The sequence below is a fragment of the Brevibacterium picturae genome (assembly GCF_900105045.1).
GTDB lineage: Bacteria > Actinomycetota > Actinomycetes > Actinomycetales > Brevibacteriaceae > Brevibacterium > Brevibacterium picturae.
This window is the reverse complement of sequence record NZ_LT629739.1, coordinates 2300349-2318280: the sequence shown is the minus strand read 5'-3', so window position 1 is coordinate 2318280 and position 17932 is coordinate 2300349. Positions and strand designations below refer to the sequence as shown.

Sequence of the window (17932 nt, the reverse complement as noted above, 5' to 3'; positions counted from 1 at the left end):
GGCCTCAGGTGACAGTGGTCACTGCCGGGCCGGGCAACTCATTTGAGGATCGGGTAGGTCTGATCGTCGTTCTGGGTGTCATTGCGCATCACCCAATTGAGGATGCAGGCGAAGGCGCTGACCAAGACGAATGCGGCGCCAGCATAGATGAAGGCGTACCCGAAGGCGGTGCCGTCCTGCCAGGCACGGGTGACGATGATCGACAGGATCAGAACGATCACGCCGCAGACGAGCCCCACTTTGAGCGCGTCCTTATAGGACACGGTGCTGGTGGACTTCTTCTCAGACTTCGATGCTGCCATGCCCCCAGCGTACCGACCTCAGCTGAGAATCGGCGCACCGAGGTCGGCAGAGAACAGGGCAGCAACGCGAGGACGCGGCGGTTCCTGATGCCCCGGATCAGGGGCACGAGTGGACTACCTGGCCAGAACACGCCAAAATGTCTACGTGCACACCCCTATTCGGCGCCCCTCTGTTGAGGTGTCGCGTCCGCTCAGACGGAACCAGGTCTCCCCTGGTCAGAAGTCGTGCGCGCGCACAGTCACGAGAACAGTGATCGCAAGTGCTCTTGCGACGATCACACTCGCCGGCATGGCCGCGTGCGGTCCCGACAAGGGCCTGCGGGTGGAACCCGAAAATGCGACATCCCCCACTCAGTTCGAACCGGCGAAGGAGGATTCCGGGCCGTCCGATGAGCCGTTCTCCCTCAAGGAGATCCGCAGGGCCATCGTCGACTCCTCGGGAAACGCAGTGACCGGGAAGGCGCGGGAGTCCGCGAAGGTCGTCGCCGAATGCGAGGAATGCCTCAAATTCTCGACGCCCTTCCTCAGCGGGGATCGGAAATTCCAACTCGTCACTGTGGCCAACCCGCAGCAGAAGAGCGAGGTCGTCGCCGGCGCCGTCATCAGCGAGAAGGACGGCGAACCCCGACTCGAACTGATCGCCACCGGCAACCAGCTCAAACTCAGCCCAGGTAAGAATGGGACACTGGTAGTGCAGGAGGCGATGTATGCCGACGGCGACGATGCCTGCTGCCCTTCGGGATGGTCGGTGCAGGTCTTCCGCCTGCACGAAGGTAGGTTTGAACCGGGTCAACGCTTCACGCGGCTTAATGGAGAAACGTAATGCATATTGTTCTGGTTGAGGATGACGAGGTCATCCGTGAGACGACCCAGATCGGCCTGGAACGGTTCGATTACACGGTCTCGGCATTCGCCGATGGTCGTGAGGGGTACGAGTTCGTCGCTGCACATGGTGCCGACGTTCTGCTTCTCGACCTCATGCTGCCCACCATGAACGGCGCCTCGATCTGCCGAGCCGTCCGCGAGCGCTCCACCATTCCCATCATCATCATCTCCGCACGCTCCGACGCGATCGACATCGTCCAGGCACTCGAAGCCGGAGCCGACGACTACCTCACCAAGCCCTTCGACATGCAGGTGCTCAATGCCCGCATCCGCGCCGTCGTCCGGCGCTTCATCACCACCGGCACCGACAAGCTCGGCTACTCCCCCGGTACCGAGATGGACGAGGAGCACGAAACCGTGATCGGCCCCGGCGGCATGATCACCGGGGACGGCATCCCCGAGGTGCTCGGAGCCAGCCCCGGCATGGACACCCGCGAGCGCCTCAAGGCCCAACTCGAATCCGACGACACGTTCCTGGGTGCGGGCGGGAAATTCACCTCGGCGGATCTGGACGGAGACGAGCAGATGATCGGCGTCGACGTCACCGTTCCTCCCCGCCCCAACAGCTCACCAAATGCACAGTCGGGCTCTGGCCAAGGTGGCTACTCGGGTGCGGCCGAGTCGAATAATGCCAAGGTCGAACCCGATGGGGACCTCGGCCCGTTCCGGACGCGCTTGGGCTCGTTGGTTCTCGACACCGGTCGGCTGACCGTGGAGATCGACGGCGAGGAGGTTCACCTCACCCCCACCGAGCTGCGCGTCCTCCTGCTGCTGACCGAACAGCCCGAACACGTGTACTCCCGTGAGAAGATCGCCTTCACTGTCTGGGGCTACGAATGGGCCGGCGACTCCCGTGTCGTCGATGTCCACATTCAGCGCCTGCGGAAGAAGATCGGCGCCAGCATGATCGAGACCGTCCGCGGATTCGGATACCGCTTCGCGGGCTGATCGCATGTCACTGCGCTGGAAGATCTCCCTTCTCATCGTTGCGTCGGTCATCATCGCCGTACTCTCCTGCTCCATCGTGCTGCGTCAGTCTGCGGCGCGCGCCGAGGACGACCGGATGCGGTCGACCGTGACCGAACAGCTCGCGAACTCCGTCGCCATCTTCTCCGAGACCGGGGTGCTCACACTCAACGCCCGCGTCGATGACCCGGCTCTGCCCAAGGAAGCACATGCCAAGGCGCTCAAGGGCCAGAGCGTGACGATGCGCTCCGAGGTCGATGGGGAGGAGATCGTGTGGGCGGCGGCTCCGATCGAGGTCGGCGACTACACCCAGGTGATCTCCGTGCGCGCCTCGACCAAGGACAGCCAGGAGCTCATCGGGCGCATCGACCAAGCGCTGCTGGTGGGCATGATCGGCTCCGCACTGGTCGTCGGCGGCGTCGGTTCCATTGTGGCCGGGCGCATCTCACGCAGGCTGACCCTGGGCGCCCAAGCCGCGCGGAAAATTGCGGGCGGGGACACGAGCATCCGGATCGCCGATGTCGTCGACGACACGGACCAGGAGGTCGCGGCCTTCGCCTCGGCGGTGGACACTGCCGTGACCCGTCTGACTGAACGCATCGACTCCGAGCAGCGCTTCACCGCGGACCTGGCCCACGAGATGCGGACCCCGCTGACCGGGCTGGTCAACGCGGCCAACCTGCTCGAAGAGGATTCGCGTCCCGCCGAACTCGTCAAGGATCGAGTGAAGCGCATGCAGGTTCTCGTCGAAGACCTGCTCGAAGTCTCGCGCCTCGATGCGGGCCGCGCGAATCCCGAGTTCACACGCGTCAACATCGACCAGACGGTCCAGTCGCTGCTGGGAACCATGACCGCCTCCGGCGCATTGGGCGGCCATGAGATCGACACTCACCTGGCGGCGCTCAACTCGACACTGGTCACCGACGTTCGGCGGTTCGAACGCATCATCACCAACCTGCTGGTCAACGCGATCAAGCACGGCGGGGATCCGATCCGACTGGAGACGAGCACCCGCAGCATCACGATCACCGACTCCGGCTCCGGCTACCCGCCCGACATCGTCAACACCGGCCCGACCCGCTTCGTCTCCGCGGGCGGCGGCGGCATGGGCCTGGGGCTCGTGATCGCGCAGGGGCAGGCTCGTCTGCTGGGCATCCGCCTGATCTTCAGCAACGATCCGGTCAGCGGCGGTGCTCGCACCGAGGCCATTTTCCCGGACCCTGAGGCTCAGGATCAGGCGCTCCAGCAGTATCTCGAATCGGCGTGAGCGGCAGCAGCCGGCGGGAGGCGTGGTCCTCATCGCCGTAGGGCGCACTTAGGCGCGTAGGGCGCCGCGCTTAAGCCCGCAGGGCTCGAGCGTACCTGCGCCGGTAGATGATCTGGGCGAGGCGGACGGCGGGTTCGCCGAGGCGCCAGGTGCCCATTCCCGCCTGTGAGACCGAGCGCAGCACGAGGAAGACTCGGTCGTCGGGAGTGTGGATGAGGATGAATGACTCTTCTCCGGTGATCGGATGCCCGGGCAACGTCGCGTAGGTGAAGCCGCTACGTGTCTCGGACTCGAAGACCTCGATGACGCGGGCAGGTTCGGGCAGGCGGAACGGTCCCAGACGCACGAAGATCGTCGGCTCCTGGCCGGCCTGAACCCGCGGGGTCTCCGCGTCGGGGCCCGACTTCTCCGCAACGGTGCCAGGGGTGCCCACATCGATGTCGAATCCGCTGCGGACCTTCACCTTCCAGTGCAGAAGCTCTTCCGCGCACCGGTCGAAGGTGTCACGTCCGTGACCGACGAAGAAGGCCGATTCGAAGTCCCGATACCCGGCGGGACGGTCGATCCATCGGGGTGAGAGCGGCTGGGTCAGTGACTCACCCAGAGGTTCTGACAGAGTAGTCATGCCACCAACCTAACCGAATCCCGGACACACCGGTGCCAAGTTCGAGGCAAACAAGTAAGGTGCCAAGTACTGACATTCCTTCAATCGAATGTCCGCTAAGAACACGCAAGACGCTCGCCACTTACGACCATCACGTACGACCGTCACGGATCAAAGGAGAACGAAGAATGCGCACACTCAATGGGATCGATGAGATCACCTCGCTCGTCGGCACCGAGCTGGGCTCGTCCGAGTGGATGACGATCGACCAGGATGCGATCAACACCTTCGCCGATGTCACCGACGACCATCAGTGGATCCACATCGACGAGCAGCGCGCCGCAGACGGCCCCTACGGCTCGACGATCGTCCACGGCTTCTTCACCCTGTCTCTGATCCCGAAGTTCTCGTCAGAGATCTTCACCATCGAAGGCGTGTCCATCCGCGTCAACTACGGGTTGAACAAGGTCCGCTTCGCCCAGCCGGTGCCGGTGGGCTCCCGCCTGCGCGGCACCGTCAGCGTCAACGAGGTCATCCCCGGAGACAAAGGCACCCAGGTCATCCTCAAACACGTCATCGAGATCGAAGGCGAAGAGCGCCCCGCCTGCATCGCCGAGGTGGTCACCCTCCTCGTCGAGTGAGGCTACGCCATTTGCGCCGAGGCACGGGTTGCGTGTCGAGAAACACACGCGTGAACCCGTCTATTGACACTCGACCCGTTTCTCGGTTGCCGGGTGCCGGGTGCTGGCTGCCGTTCAGCTCGGGCGGTAGGCGTCGAGCATCTGGGCGACGCGGATGTAACCGAGGTGCGAGTAGGCCTGCGGGTGGTTGCCCAAGTGCATCTCCGCGACCGGATCGTACTCCTCTGCCAGCAGGCCGGTGGGTCCGAGCAGATTGTCCATCTGCCTGAACAGGTCCCAAGCGTCATCGATGCGCCCGACCTTGATGAAGGCCTCGATGAGCCAGGTCGTGCAGATGTGGAAGCCGCCCTCAAGACCGGGCAGCCCATCATCGTAACGGTAGCGGAAGACCGTCGGCCCGACCCGCAGCTCACGCTCGATCGCATCCACGGTCGACACGAACCGCGGATCGTCGGCCGGCAGCAGACCGGACAGCCCCACGAACAGGCACGCCGAGTCGAGGTCCGTCTCACCGTAGGCCACGGTGAAGGCCCCGACTTCCTCGTTGTAGCCGTTGTCGAGCACATCGTGGGCGATCTCCTCGCGTAGCTGCCGCCAGGCGCCGGGGAGTTCGCGGTCAAAGCGCTCGGCGATCTGCAGCGCCCGATCGACCGTCACCCAACACATCACTCGCGTGTAGACATTGTGCTTCGGCGGCCGCCTGGCCTCCCAGATGCCGTGATCGGCCTCGAACCACCGTTTGCTCACTGCTTCGACCATCTGACAGGTCAGACGCCAATACGAATCCGGAAGATCGCCGAGGTGCTCGCTGAGATCGTTGAGGAGCTCGGTGACCGGGCCGAAGACGTCTAGCTGAACCTGGTGTTCGGCCGCGTTTCCCACCCTGACCGGGCGCGATCCGGCGTATCCGGGCAGATGCGCCAGCACCGCCTCGGTGGTCAGAGCGGAGCCGTCGACGGCGTAGAGCGGGTGGAGCTGTTCGGGCGATACGGTGCGAGCCAGGATCCCCGTCAGCCAGGACAGGAACCCTTCGGCCTCACCGGTGGATCCGAGCGCGAGCAGGGCGCGCACGGTCATCGAACCGTCGCGCAGCCAGGTGTAGCGATAGTCCCAGTTGCGCACGCCGCCGATGCCCTCGGGCAGGGAAGTCGTCGGTGCCGCGAGCACCCCTCCTGTCGGTTCGTGGCACAGGGCGCGCAAGGTCACCGCCGAACGGATGACCTCTTCGCGGTGGTGGCTGGGGATATCAAGGGTGTCGACCCAGTTGGTCCAGAAGTTCAGGGCGCGCTCGCGCACATGGTGCTCACCGCCGGTGGCCATGTAGCGGGCATCACCCGTGCCGGTGCCACAGGCCAGGACGAGGACCACGACGCCACCCGGCATGTCAGAGGGCACGACAACCGCCTCGGCGGTGTGGGACTGCCCGACCTCGCTGATCTCGAAGTCGACGCCGGGCGCGATCAGGGAGATGGGCTCCGAGGTGCCCAACACCTGCACGCCGTCGTGGGTGGGCACCATCCGCGTCGGCACGGTCGCATAGTCGAGGCGCGGGGCGAAGCGGATCCGGGCCGCGGTGTCGCCGGTGAGCACGCGCACGACGATGGTGTCGTCACTGTTCGCGTCGACCGGGGCAAGGTAGTCGACGCAGTTCAGACCCGGCCACCGGGTCTCGAGCAGCGTGGAGTGCGTGAGGTAGCGCTGGGTCAGCGGGGCGGTGCCGGCTTCGGGGTCGACGGCGAAGTACCCCGCCGCCTCGGCGCCGAGGATCTCGGAGAACATCGACGAGGAATGCGGCAGCGGATGCGGCATCCAACAGATGCTGCCGAAGGGGTCGACCAGGGCCGTCGACTGTCCGTTGCCCAGCAGACTATGCCGGTGGATCGGGGTCGCGCGGCGGCCGAAGAGCCAGGATTTGCGCAGCTCGTAGATCGCGGCGAGGACGACGGAGACCTCGGCAGGTGAGCTGATCCTGTAATCCGCGTGCGTGTCGGCGGGTTCGCGGCCGACCTTGAGCCCCAGGTCGGACTCCCCCAGCGTCTCGAGGGCGAATTCGTCCGCGGTGTCGTCGCCGATGAACACGACCACCTCTGCCCCGGTCTGCTGCCGCAGGCGTGTGAGGGCCTCGGCCTTCGAGGAAGGGACGACCGAGAGGTCGATGACCTGCTTTCCCCGGGTCGGGAAGATCGCGTGGGCGTCGACGAGCTCGCTCACGGTCGTCTCGACCCGGTGGCGCTGCGCTTCGTCGAGTCCGCGCAGGTGAACGGCGGCGCCGGTGGTCTTGTGTTCGATGATCGTCGTCGGCAGTATTCGGAAGAGGTCCCGCCTCAGGCCGTCGAGGGCCGTGCGCTGCTCCGGGTCGAGGGTGTCGATGGCGACCGTGTCCGTCTCTCCGCCGTGGGAACCGAAGAGGTGGACCTCCCGCGGCAGCCGTGACATCGCCGCGAGATCGCGGAGGCTGCGACCGGAGATCACCCCCGCCGAGGTGGACGGGAGCAGGGCGAGCGCGCGCAGTGAGTCGACCGAGGAGTCCAGAGGGAAGGCCTGGCCGGGCAGATCGACGATCGGTGCGATCGTGCCATCGTAGTCGGTGGCGATGAGCAGTGAGGGTGAGCGAGAGACTTCGAAGAGCCGGCGGAAGAGCTCCGGGGAGAGTTCGCGGCTGGCCTCGGCCAGATCACCCAGGAGGCCCGAGGAGCTGACGGAGGCGGCGATCGGAGTCAGTGGGGAAAGATTCTCGTAGTCATGCTCGACGGTACTCATCTCACCTCGGTCTTCTCGAATTCGGCTGTGGTCGTCAGATGCTGCGGGCAGTGCGGTTCGGGCTCAGTTCTTGCCGTCGGGCTCGTCAGTGTTCTCCGACTCCGCCTCGGTGGGGGACGAGTCCACCTCGGTGCTGTCAGGATCGGCCTCGACGGGGGCCGAATCCGTGCCGGCGGGGGTCGAGTCCGTGCTGGCGGCGACCTGCTTGGCCTTGCTGATGCGCGAGTAACCGCCGATGATGAAGATGACTCCGGCGATGAGCGTGGCGACACCTGTGAAGCCGAGGATCCACAGCGCACCGAAGTCGTCGCCGAACATGAGGATCACGCCGAGCAGCACGTGACAGGCGGCCGCGATGAGGAAGTCCGATGCCATCGGGTGGGACTTGAGCTGACGGTAGTTCCACAGCTCGATGAGTCCGTGCAGCAGCGCCCAGATACTCATGGCTGCACGCAGCTCTGCCGGCTGTTCGGCGAGGAAGAGGAACACAATCGCGGGGATCGTGATGACCGCCTGACCGAAGACCGCGGTGCGCACATTCAGCGGTGAGCGCAGGGCCTGGTAGACGAGCGCGAGGGCGAAGAGCACCAGATAGCTGATGGACAGGATGTCGACGATGTCGACGCCCATGGACAGGTGCTTGGGGCTGGTCGCATCGCGGGGCCAGAAGACCGTCGCGAACCCGAAGGCGACTCCGAGGATTCCGCGGACGACCATCGGGGCACCGAGTGCCTTCGATTCGGAGATGGCCTGGGGCAGAGCCTCGGGTCGTGGTTGTGTGGGCTCGGTGCGCGGTTCGTCGGTACTCATCACGTCACCAGTTTAGGCATCTCACCTGAGTCTGTCCGGTGTTGGGGTGGACACACGCTTATCATGTCTTTACGTAATTACGTATTATATGTATTATGGGGGGCATGAACACACCCTCGCAGAGTGAATCCACGAGCGCCGTCGAGTCCCGCCTGGCGAAGCTCGAGCGCAAGGTCGCCAGCTTGGAGAGCGCCTCGGCCGCACCGCTGGATCCGGCCGAAGCCGATCCCAGCTCTGCCTCGGATCACCCCGCCCACCCGGCCGATGACGACACCTTCTGGGCGCTCAACGGCCTCATCGACCATGCCGGTGACGAAGGCGGCGTCGTCTACACCGGTCACACCACTCCCCCGGGCGCCGAGTCCCCGGTGTCCTGGCAGATGGGCCTGCCCTCGGCGGCACTCGAGGACCTCAATTTCGCCGAGGCGGCCGGTGCCCTGGCCGCACTGGGACACCCGGTCCGGCTTGAGCTCCTGCAGGCGATCTACGAGGGCACGACCACCGTGGCACAGCTCGGCAACGACGACCGGTTCGGCACGACCGGTCAGATCTACCACCACATCCATGCCCTCGCCGGAGCTGGCTGGCTCGAGAACTCGCGGCGCGGACACTGGAGGGTCCCCGGCCAGAAGATCATCCCCCTGCTCACCCTCATCCTCATCGGCACCCACTAGATGCGACCCCACTGACACTCGAACAGGACGGAATCATGGACACCGACGACGCGTCCACTGCCACCACCGAGACTCCACGCCCGCATTCGACGACAGCTCCTCCTCGGCGAGGGGTCACTGCGATCATCGCCGCCGTGGTCATCGCGGCCCTGCTCCTGCTCATCACCCCGTTCCCGCGCGGGTTCCAGGGCGAGACCACCGGCGACGCCCGGTTCGTCGGCGAGCTCGAGGACACCCTCGGCAGCAAGCGCTGGCACCATGTTGCGGCGGCGAAGATCGACGGCGATGAGGTCACCTGGGGTGGGGTCGGCGCGGACGAGAATTCCGAGTTCGAAATCGGGTCGATCACGAAGACCTTCACCGCCGCCCTCTTCGCCGACGCGATCGAACGTGGGGAGATCGACGAGGGCACCCGCCTCGGCGATGTGTGGCCCGGTCTCAGCGGTGATGTCGCCGAGGTGACGCTGGCCTCGATCGCGATGCAGCGTTCGGGTCTGCCCGCGCAGGAGCCGGCGCCGAGCGTCGGTGACGGCATCGCGAGTTTCATCTCGAGGTATATCCACACCGACCCGTATCGGGCGAGCGCGGTTGAGCTCGTGGGTTCGCTCCAGGAAGTCGAGGTCGGAGAGAAGGAGCCGGAGTACTCGAACTTCGGGTTCGCAGTCCTCGGCCAGGCGATCGCGACCGCGGCCGGCATCAGCTACGGCGATCTCGTCCACGATCGCATCGCCGAGCCACTGGGGATGACCAGCACATATGTTCCCGACTCTGCCGAGGACTTGGTCCATGGCTACACGGCCTCGGGGCTTCCGGCCGCACCCTGGACCTTGGGCGGGGCCGCACCGGCCGGTGCCATCAGATCCACCGCGCACGACCTGAGCATCTGGCTGCGGGCGACGATGGACGGGACGGCTCCCGGCGCCGAGGCGGCCGAACCGCGTGAAGACTTCGACGAGTCGGATCGCATCGGCTGGGCCTGGTTCACGACGACCGGTCGCAGCCCGCACGTCACTTGGCACAACGGCGGCACCGGCGGCTATCGGTCGTTCCTCGGTTTCGATCCCGAGTCGCGTCAGGGGATCATCGTCCTCGCCGACTCGGCCAATTCGGTCGACGATGCCCTCGATCTGATCTCGTCCGCGCACAACGCGTCTTCACCTGCTCCGGCGCGGAGTTCTGAGACAGGAGCGCGCTGATGAATCCCGAACTCTTCTCCCAGATCGCCAGCGGCGTCGTGATCGCATGGGGCGCCTTCGCAGCCTTCCGGGCCTCTCGTTCGGCGACCCGCACCGGCCTGCTGGGCAGTCTCATCACAGCGGCCGGAATGTTGCTGCTCGTGCGCCTCATCGCGGACTTCGGCGGCTGGACGGGCTGGTTCATCTACGTCTGGATGCTCTGCCTCCTCGGCTACGTCGTCGGCGTCTACCGCAGCGCATCGGTCTGGCCGGACCTGCCCTGGCGGGCGGAAGACGTGAAGACCCGTCGGTCCGAGACAACCAACCTCGGCGTCTCCAGCCTCCTGGCACTCGTCGTCACAGGCGCACTCGTGGTTCCCGGCCTTATGCTGGGCTGAGCGAGCCTACTTCCCCGAGATCGTCAGCGTGCCATCCGAATCAGACACCGAATATTCCGCAAGCGGCTCGGTCGCGGGACCAGTGAGCACCTCACCGGTCGTCGTCGAGAACTGCGAGGAGTGGCACGGGCAGGTGATTTTATCCTCGGTGACGGTGCGCACCTGGCAGCCCTGGTGCGTGCACACGGAGGAGAAGGCGTAGAACTCGCCCTCCTTCGGCTGGGTGACGACGTAGGTCTCGTCGACGACGGTGCCGGACCCGACGGGGACGTCGCCCGCCGGAACGTTGGCGTCGGTGCCTCCTGCCCCATTGGACTCGGACGGCTCGTCCGACGAGCACGCCGAGGTCAGCGCCACCGAGGAACCGACGACCGCGACGGTTCCTGCCACACTCGCTGACTTCATGATCGTGCGCCTGTTCGTCTCCACTGTGCCCCTCGGTCTTCCCACCAGTGCCCTGGTGCTCATCGGCAGCTCGTCGACTTCTCGACGGTGCGCTGCCTGTTCGACTATTGCGTTGCCCGTCCGACTTTCAGGGTTCCAGCGTAGCGCGACCCCCGGACATGACGCACAGCCGGTTCGGCCGCGTCAGCACCGTCCACTAGGCTTGTGCGCATGACCTCGGCACCGACAACATCTTCGCTCGACGTCCTCCACGATGTCTTCGGCTATGAGGAGTTCCGAGGACAGCAGCAGGCGGTCGTCGACCAGATCGTGGGCGGTGGCGACGCCGTCGTCCTCATGCCCACCGGCGGCGGCAAATCCCTGTGCTACCAGATTCCGAGCCTGGTCAGACCGGGCGCCGGCGTGGTGATCTCACCCTTGATCGCACTCATGGCAGATCAGGTCGCGGCTCTGGAGAACCTCGGTGTGCGAGCGGCGTACCTGAACTCGACCCTCGATTTCGACCAGGCGCAGAATGTCGAGCGCGCGCTCCTGGCCGGTGAGATCGATCTGCTCTACCTCGCACCCGAACGACTCGTTCTGCCGCGCACGATGGCGCTGCTCGAACGAGCCCAGGTCGCCTTGTTCGCCATCGACGAAGCCCACTGCGTATCGCAGTGGGGCCACGACTTCCGCAGCGATTACCTCGGTTTGGGAGTGCTGGCCGAACGGTTCCCGGATGTTCCCCGCATCGCGCTCACCGCCACGGCCACACCCGCCACCCACGCTGAACTCACCGAACGTCTCCACCTGGGCAACGCCGAGCATTTCGTGGCCAGCTTCGACCGGCCGAACATCACCTACCGGATCGAGCCGAAGCAGTCGGGGCGATCCCAGCTCATCAATTTCATCACCACCGAACATCCCGGCGACTCGGGCATCGTCTACTGTCTCTCCCGCCGCGGTGTCGAACAGCTCGCGGACGCGCTCGTGGCAAGGGGGATCAATGCCCTGCCCTATCACGCCGGGCTTCCCGCCGAGGTCCGCGCCGATCATCAGGCACGGTTCCTCCGCGAGGATGGACTCGTCATGGTCGCAACGATCGCCTTCGGCATGGGCATCGACAAACCCGATGTCCGCTTCGTCGCCCACCTCGATCTGCCGCGGTCCGTCGAAGGCTACTACCAGGAGACCGGCCGCGCCGGGCGTGACGGGCTGCCCGCGGATGCGTGGATGGTCTACGGCCTCGGCGATGTGGTCTCCCAACGCCGCCTCATCGAATCCGGGGACGGCGATCGGGCCTACCAGCGACGTGCGATGAGCCACCTGGACTCGATGCTTGCCCTGTGCGAGACCGTCGACTGCCGGCGCGTGCAGCTGCTGCGCTACTTCGACGAGGAATCCGAACCCTGCGGCAACTGCGATACCTGCATCACACCCCCGGTGACCTGGGACGCGACCGTGGCCGTGCAGAAGCTGCTGTCGGCCGTGATCCGCCTCGACCGGGAACGCGGACAGAGGTTCGGCTCGGGACAGGTCATCGACGTGCTGCGCGGCAATGACAACGAGCGCTCACGGGCGGCCAATCATCAGGAACTCAGCGTCTGGGGCATCGGCGACGACCTCAGCGAGACCGAGTGGAAGACCGTGGTCCGTCAGGTCCTCGCCCGCGGACTGCTCGAATCCCACGGCGACTACGGCGTCCTCATCGTCGGCGAGGCCGCCGGACCAGTCCTGCGCAGTGAGGTCGAGATGTCCCTTCGTGTGGATCCCAAGAAATCGGGATCGAAGAAGGCAGCGGCCAAGCGCCGAGGCGGTCCCGAGGTCGAACTCGGGACCGCGGACACAGCCCTGTTCGAAGCCCTGCGTTCCTGGCGAGCCGATCAGGCGAAGGAGCAGGGCGTCCCTGCCTACGTGGTGTTCCCCGATGCCACCCTGTACGGGATCGTCGAGGCCAAACCAAGCACCATCAATGAGCTCGGCCAGGTCAGCGGCGTGGGACTGAAGAAACTCGACCGCTATGGGCCCGGCGTCCTCGAGGTCCTCGAGTCCAGCGCCGCGTGACTTCCAGCGCCGCCTGATTTCCGGTGCGGCATCGGCTGCCCTCGAGACCAGTACTGGCTGACCCACCTACTCACGACGGTCAGTTCGTCTTCGTCACGGTCACGTCGATGGGTGTCGGGTTCGTGAAGATGTCGAAGACGGGGCAGTGGGCGTCGACGGTCTTCTGCAGCTCCTGGTAGGCCTCATCACTGTCGGGCCCCGTGATCTCTACGTTGACGCGGACTGCGGAGAGTCCGGGGCGCACGGTCTCGTCAGCACCGAAGAGTCCCTGCACATCGAGGTCGCCCTCTGCGCTGACGTCGAGGCTTTCGATGGTCAGTCCCAGGTTGTGTGCATAGAGCCGGTAGACGACGATCTGGCAGGAGATGAAGGCTCCCAGTGCGTACTCGACGGGGTTCGGTGCCGCATCGTCACCGGCCAGGGGCGTCGGCTCGTCCACGGTGAAGGTGTGCTTTCCGGCAGTGATGACCGAAGAGACCGACCCCTGAGCGCTTCCCTTCGCGGAGAAGACCAGCTGTGCGTTCTTCGCCGAGGCTGCGATCCGTTCATTCCAGGCCTGGCCCGCCGAGGCGAGTCGCGCGGCACGATCCTCGGCGCTGATCGCGATGGTCGAGCCGGTGTTGGTGGTGTCGGTGTTCGACGTGGTTGTGGTGTCGGTGTTCGACGTGGTTTGAGCAGTGACGGTCATGGGAACGTCCCCTTCGGTTGAGTGGCCCCTTGGTCAGGGAGTGGTCCCAGACTAGGAAGGCCGACGACCCGTTCGCCGACTGCCTGTCCGATTCCCACGCAGACCGTCACACTCGCGAAACACGACGACGCATTTCGACTCCTAGTCGCGATGCAGACTCAAGATTCGACGGATGCGTCGTTGCGTTGAGGACCAACAGGTCACGCTCTGGCGAGATCTCCGAAACACGGTTGACGTGATCCACGCCACGTAATAACCTTCAAAGGACAGTTCGTGTATATGACGATGATGTTCCTATATACGGCACTTTTAGAATCGGCGAACGGATGAACAGTCAACTGCGTGCTGTGCTGATGCGAATCACATCGCGTTGACGCCGACCGGATCGAGCAGCATTCGAGATCTATCTACTCCAGGAGGTCAGCGTGAACGTTCCACCTGAGCCCCGAAACAAGAAGCCACAGCAACCGTCGTACAAACGAAAGCGACAGCGAAAGCGACAGCAGTGGATGCTGCCCGCAGCAGGGCTGGCAACCCTGCTCGCCGTGACAGGGTGTGCGGGCCCTGGAGTGGACAGCGACGACGTCACTCTCAAATTCGCGGAAGGATTCTCTGCGAGTCACCCAATCGCGGCGAATGGCTCCATGTACTTCCTCGATCGGCTGCGTGAAGAGGGCCCTGATGTCGGCATCAGTGTCGAGTTCTACCCGAGTTCACAGCTCGGCAGCTTCGAAGATGTCCCCACCATGTTGTCGTCGGGGATTGCCGATATCTCCGACGTGGTGCCGGCCTATCTCTCTGCGCAGTTGCCGCTGTCCAGCGCGTTTGATCTCCCCGGCTACACCACCGATTCCTGCGTCGGCGCTGCTGCCGTCTCACGTTCGGTCGCCGAGGGCTCGACCGCCCGCGAACAGGAGATCGAACAGCTGGGCGTCCGACCACTGTGGAGCGTTCTCCTCACTGGCTACGAACTCATGACCTCCGAGCCTACGACCGACCCACACGGGCGCCAAGGTGCGATACTTCGATCTCCAGGAGGTGCAGTAGATCGCGTCGTCGACGCGATGGGCGCAGCAGGCGTGTCTATGCCTCTGGGCGATATGTATGAAGCAGCGTCCCGAGGAACCGTGGATGGAACGGTGGCCAGTCCCACCAGTATGGCTCCGTACAAGCTCGCAGAAGTTCTGCCCAACAGTACGATCGGCGCAGAGCTCGGTTCGGTCGCAGTGCTCTATTCGATCTCGGAACAGCAATGGTCCGAGCTGAATGACGAACAGCGAGTCGTCGTCACTGAAGCGGCAGAGGCGACGGAACAGAATCTCTGCGCGAAGCTGAACGAATTGCTGCCTGAAGCCCAGGACCAGATGGAGAAGGACGGCACCACCCTCCACCGACTCACCCCCGACCAGAAGTCCGAGTGGGCACAGGAAGTGTCGATGCCGGCCAGAGAGAACTGGCGCTCGGATCTGACAGATATGGGCCTGCCGGCCGAAGCGGTGCTCGAGGAATGGGAGGCGGCATTGCGCAAGGAGGAGAGCGCCGATGAATGACGCCGATCATAATCCTATGCTTCTGAGGCTGAATAGGTCGGGCAAAGCTCGTCGGACCTCGTTCGGCTACGAAACAGATGACCATCCCCGTCTCGACAGAGTCGAGAACGTGATCTCATACACCGCCGGGGTTACTGCCGGCCTCGCACTTGTGCTGATGGTGCTGATCACCTGCATCGAAGTCTTCTCACGAGCAGTATTCGGCCAGCCGCTCGGCTGGAATGTCTCGTTCACCGAAAGGTACCTGCTTGTCGGCAGCGCATTCTTCGGAATCGTCACGGCGTATCGCACCGGAGCTCACGTCGCTGTCACCAGCGTTTTCGGTATGCTGCCTCTCCGTGTGCAGAAGACACTGCAAATCATGACGCACGCCATGGTCTCGGTGATCTTCGCACTGCTCTTCTGGTACGGGCTCCAAGCAGCGTTGAATGCAGCGGCAACCGGAGAGATTCCGCCCAAGGGCGCGACAGAGCTGCCGATTCCCGAGTGGATCTGGCGTGCGTTCATTCCTCTCGGTTCCATCATGGGCATGACCATCGCCGTTGTCGATCTGTACCGCGAAATCACGGCTCCATGGGGAGTACTCGCAACCGACTACGATCCGGGTGACAACTTCAAGGAGGACGAAGAATGACTGCATTGGTCCTGTCCGTTCTCCTCGTCATACTGATCCTGCTGAGAATCCCTGTCACCTTCGCCATCATGATCTCGGGTCTCCTCGGCCTCATCGTCATTGGACGCGGGGACGTCATCGATGGAGTATTGGAGACAATTCCTGCCAGTTCCGTCAACAGCTTCACTCTGAGCGCCATTCCACTGTTCATCTTCATGGCGCAGCTGATCCTGCTGTCCGGTCTCTTGGACTCCCTCTTCGATGCCGCACGTTCAGTCGTCGGCCGAGTTCGCGGTGGAACAGCGGTAGCCGCCGTCGGCGCTGGGACCGCTTTCGCTGCAGTGTCCGGCTCATCGACCGCCTCGGCAGCAACCCTGGCCTTTACCTCCGTCGGGAGGATGATCGACGAAGGGTATAACCCGAAGACCGCCTCCGGCATTGTGGCAGCGGTTGGAACTCTAGCCGCGATGATCCCACCGAGCATCGCCTTGGTCTTCTATGCGATCACTGCAGAGACAAGCGTCGGCGACCAGCTCATCGCTGGGTTCCTCCCGGGCATCTTGCTCGCCTTGGCGATCATCGTGACGATGTACATCACAATCCTCAGGAAGACCGACAGCGCCCCTCGGGGTAAGAGGACCGCTCTCTCGGAGAAAACGTCCTCTATCGTCAAAGCCTCGCCCATACTCATTCTCTTCGCCGCAGTCGTCGGCTCCATCTACATCGGTGTCGCCACGCCGACCGAGGCGGCGGCTCTGGGTTGCCTCGCTGCGTTTCTGCTCGCGGCAGTTTACCGTCGAGCGACGTTCGAGGGCCTGATCAATTCGGTCATGGAGACGGTGAAGTCGACAGCCATGATCTTCGCCGTCATCATATCGGCGCACGTCTTCGGGCACTTCATCACTGAGACCAAGGTGGCCCCGACTATCGTCGAATGGATCGAAGGACTGGCCTTCCCTGCCTTCGCGATTATGCTGATCATCGGGTTGTTCTATGTTGTGCTCGGCTTCTTCATGGATCAGATCGCCATCATCGCACTGACGGTGCCGATCGTAGCGCCCGTCGTTGAGGCGCTTGGATACGATCTGATCTGGTTCGGCATACTCGTCGTCGTGCTGGCAGAAATCGGATTGGTGACGCCTCCACTCGGACTCAATGTCTTCGTCGTCTCGAAGTCTGCTGGCCGTCCGGTCGGAGAGGTCTTCCGTGGCGCAATCCCTTACGTTGTCGCCTTGCTCACGGTCGCGTTGATATTCCTCATCTGGCCGGAAATCGTGCTGTGGATTCCAGAGAGTCGTTGAGGCTCGGCTGCCTCAAACCTCAGTCTGCTGCGCCCTGCCCACTCGATCCGCAGCAGCACAGACCTCGTTCACGACGTCATTCTGCTTCTGTGCGAAACGACTGCTCGGTCCTGCAACGGTGACGACACCAGTCACACTCGGCCCGTCGAAGATCGGAACCGATACAGCATGGAGATCCGGCAGGGTGTCACCACGATTCACTGCGAACCCGTCACGCATAACTGCTAGAAGCTCGTCCCGCACTCGATCACGGTCAGATGTACGGGTGAAGGTTCTCTCCAGGTACTTCTCTCGATAGTTGGAAGCCGCATTTGCAAGAAAGCACTTACCCGCACTCGTCGGGTAGAGAGGGCGGCGTAATCCAAGTGTCGGGTGGTATCGGATCGCCATGGATGACTCGATTGCATCGGTTGTCACAATGGAGTCGCCAGCGACAGCGACGAGCGCGACCGTCTCGTCGAATTCTAAGTTGAGGCTCGCCATAGCTTCGCGGACAGCCTTGTCCGCTGCTGATTTATGCATGATGAGAGCGCCGATCGCAGCACCCATCGTATAGCGTCCGTCATCAGTCGCGTGGAGATATCCGGTCGACACGAGTCCGTGCACCAGTCCGTGCACAGAGGAGCGAGGGGCTTCGAGTTCCTTGACGATGTCAGCCATTCGCACTCTCCGCTCGGAACGGGCCACGAACTCCAAAATTCCTGTCACTCGCGAGACAGTGCGGTGTTCGTTTGCTCCAGCGACTGCCTGTTCCATCTTCTGCATCCTGCCTGTCAGGTTGATTTGCGATGTGTCGGCCCTGCGCACAGTCGGACCACACAGCATCGGGATTGGCTTCCTTGTCCGTTAG

The 17932-nt window shown here is 63.9% G+C and carries 18 protein-coding genes; 11 read left to right on the top strand and 7 right to left on the bottom strand.

The genetic code is table 11. The annotated features are described in order from the left end of the window. Nucleotides 1-38: 38 nt before the first annotated feature. Nucleotides 39-302, bottom strand: a complete 264-nt coding sequence (locus BLT92_RS10835; RefSeq protein WP_092105565.1) for a hypothetical protein — start codon at nt 300-302, stop codon at nt 39-41. 250 nt (nt 303-552) lie between these two features. Between BLT92_RS10835 and BLT92_RS10830 the strand changes: the two genes are divergently transcribed. Genes BLT92_RS10830 through BLT92_RS10820 form a run of 3 tightly spaced genes read left to right on the top strand, consistent with a single transcriptional unit; the run spans nt 553 to nt 3420 of the window. Then, complete coding sequence (locus BLT92_RS10830) at nt 553-1125, top strand: hypothetical protein (protein WP_231938763.1); 573 nt, start codon at nt 553-555, stop codon at nt 1123-1125. Beyond that, nucleotides 1125-2135, top strand: coding sequence for a response regulator transcription factor (locus BLT92_RS21045; RefSeq protein ID WP_092105561.1), 1011 nt, complete (start codon nt 1125-1127; stop codon nt 2133-2135). The genes BLT92_RS10830 and BLT92_RS21045 overlap by 1 nt, the downstream gene beginning before the upstream one ends. Nucleotides 2136-2139: 4 nt before the next feature. Continuing rightward, complete coding sequence (locus BLT92_RS10820; protein WP_092105559.1) at nt 2140-3420, top strand: sensor histidine kinase; 1281 nt, start codon at nt 2140-2142, stop codon at nt 3418-3420. A 70-nt stretch (nt 3421-3490) separates the two neighbouring features. Here BLT92_RS10820 and BLT92_RS10815 read toward each other — a convergent pair whose 3' ends face one another. Beyond that, the gene (locus tag BLT92_RS10815; protein ID WP_092105557.1) at nt 3491-4045 is read right to left on the bottom strand and encodes a DUF1990 domain-containing protein; all 555 of its coding nucleotides are present in this window, start codon (nt 4043-4045) and stop codon (nt 3491-3493) included. 167 nt (nt 4046-4212) lie between these two features. Between BLT92_RS10815 and BLT92_RS10810 the strand changes: the two genes are divergently transcribed. After that, nucleotides 4213-4665 carry a MaoC family dehydratase gene (locus BLT92_RS10810; RefSeq protein WP_092105556.1) on the top strand — a complete coding sequence of 151 codons (453 nt, stop codon included), beginning with the start codon at nt 4213-4215 and terminating at the stop codon, nt 4663-4665. Between the two features lie 114 nt (nt 4666-4779). Here the strand turns inward: BLT92_RS10810 and otsB are convergent, their stop codons facing one another. Both otsB and BLT92_RS10800 read right to left on the bottom strand, forming a co-directional pair. Further along, nucleotides 4780-7425 (bottom strand): trehalose-phosphatase, encoded by a 2646-nt coding sequence (otsB, locus tag BLT92_RS10805; RefSeq protein WP_092105554.1) that lies wholly within the window; start codon nt 7423-7425, stop codon nt 4780-4782. A gap of 63 nt (nt 7426-7488) precedes the next feature. Then, nucleotides 7489-8235, bottom strand: a complete 747-nt coding sequence (locus BLT92_RS10800; protein ID WP_231939158.1) for an HdeD family acid-resistance protein — start codon at nt 8233-8235, stop codon at nt 7489-7491. Nucleotides 8236-8339: 104 nt separating this feature from the next. Between BLT92_RS10800 and BLT92_RS10795 the strand changes: the two genes are divergently transcribed. Genes BLT92_RS10795 through BLT92_RS10785 form a run of 3 tightly spaced genes read left to right on the top strand, consistent with a single transcriptional unit; the run spans nt 8340 to nt 10482 of the window. Continuing rightward, nucleotides 8340-8909 (top strand): winged helix-turn-helix domain-containing protein, encoded by a 570-nt coding sequence (locus BLT92_RS10795; RefSeq protein WP_231938762.1) that lies wholly within the window; start codon nt 8340-8342, stop codon nt 8907-8909. Between the two features lie 35 nt (nt 8910-8944). After that, nucleotides 8945-10105, top strand: coding sequence for a serine hydrolase domain-containing protein (locus BLT92_RS10790; protein WP_092105552.1), 1161 nt, complete (start codon nt 8945-8947; stop codon nt 10103-10105). Next, the gene (locus BLT92_RS10785) at nt 10105-10482 is read left to right on the top strand and encodes a hypothetical protein (RefSeq protein ID WP_092105550.1); all 378 of its coding nucleotides are present in this window, start codon (nt 10105-10107) and stop codon (nt 10480-10482) included. The genes BLT92_RS10790 and BLT92_RS10785 overlap by 1 nt, the downstream gene beginning before the upstream one ends. A 6-nt stretch (nt 10483-10488) precedes the next feature. Here the strand turns inward: BLT92_RS10785 and BLT92_RS10780 are convergent, their stop codons facing one another. After that, on the bottom strand, nt 10489-10887 hold the full coding sequence (locus BLT92_RS10780) for a Rieske (2Fe-2S) protein (protein WP_231938761.1): 399 nt from the start codon (nt 10885-10887) through the stop codon (nt 10489-10491). Nucleotides 10888-11097: 210 nt separating this feature from the next. On the opposite strand from BLT92_RS10780, the gene recQ reads away from it, so the two are divergent. After that, complete coding sequence (recQ, locus tag BLT92_RS10775) at nt 11098-12930, top strand: DNA helicase RecQ (protein WP_092105546.1); 1833 nt, start codon at nt 11098-11100, stop codon at nt 12928-12930. A 79-nt stretch (nt 12931-13009) separates the two neighbouring features. Here recQ and BLT92_RS10770 read toward each other — a convergent pair whose 3' ends face one another. Beyond that, a complete protein-coding gene (locus BLT92_RS10770) occupies nt 13010-13618 on the bottom strand; it encodes an OsmC family protein (RefSeq protein ID WP_092105544.1) in 609 nt (202 codons plus the stop codon). 425 nt (nt 13619-14043) lie between these two features. On the opposite strand from BLT92_RS10770, the gene dctP reads away from it, so the two are divergent. The 3 genes from dctP (at nt 14044) to BLT92_RS10755 (ending at nt 17082) form a co-directional block, all read left to right on the top strand. Next, nucleotides 14044-15168 carry a TRAP transporter substrate-binding protein DctP gene (gene dctP / locus BLT92_RS10765; protein WP_157691420.1) on the top strand — a complete coding sequence of 375 codons (1125 nt, stop codon included), beginning with the start codon at nt 14044-14046 and terminating at the stop codon, nt 15166-15168. Between the two features lie 109 nt (nt 15169-15277). Beyond that, nucleotides 15278-15802, top strand: a complete 525-nt coding sequence (locus tag BLT92_RS10760) for a TRAP transporter small permease (RefSeq protein ID WP_157691419.1) — start codon at nt 15278-15280, stop codon at nt 15800-15802. Continuing rightward, complete coding sequence (locus BLT92_RS10755; protein ID WP_092105538.1) at nt 15799-17082, top strand: TRAP transporter large permease; 1284 nt, start codon at nt 15799-15801, stop codon at nt 17080-17082. Before BLT92_RS10760 ends, BLT92_RS10755 begins: the two co-directional genes overlap by 4 nt. Before the next feature lie 12 nt (nt 17083-17094). On the opposite strand, the gene BLT92_RS10750 is transcribed toward BLT92_RS10755, so the two are convergent. After that, a complete protein-coding gene (locus BLT92_RS10750; RefSeq protein WP_269457362.1) occupies nt 17095-17838 on the bottom strand; it encodes an IclR family transcriptional regulator in 744 nt (247 codons plus the stop codon). Between the last annotated feature and the right edge of the window lie 94 nt (nt 17839-17932).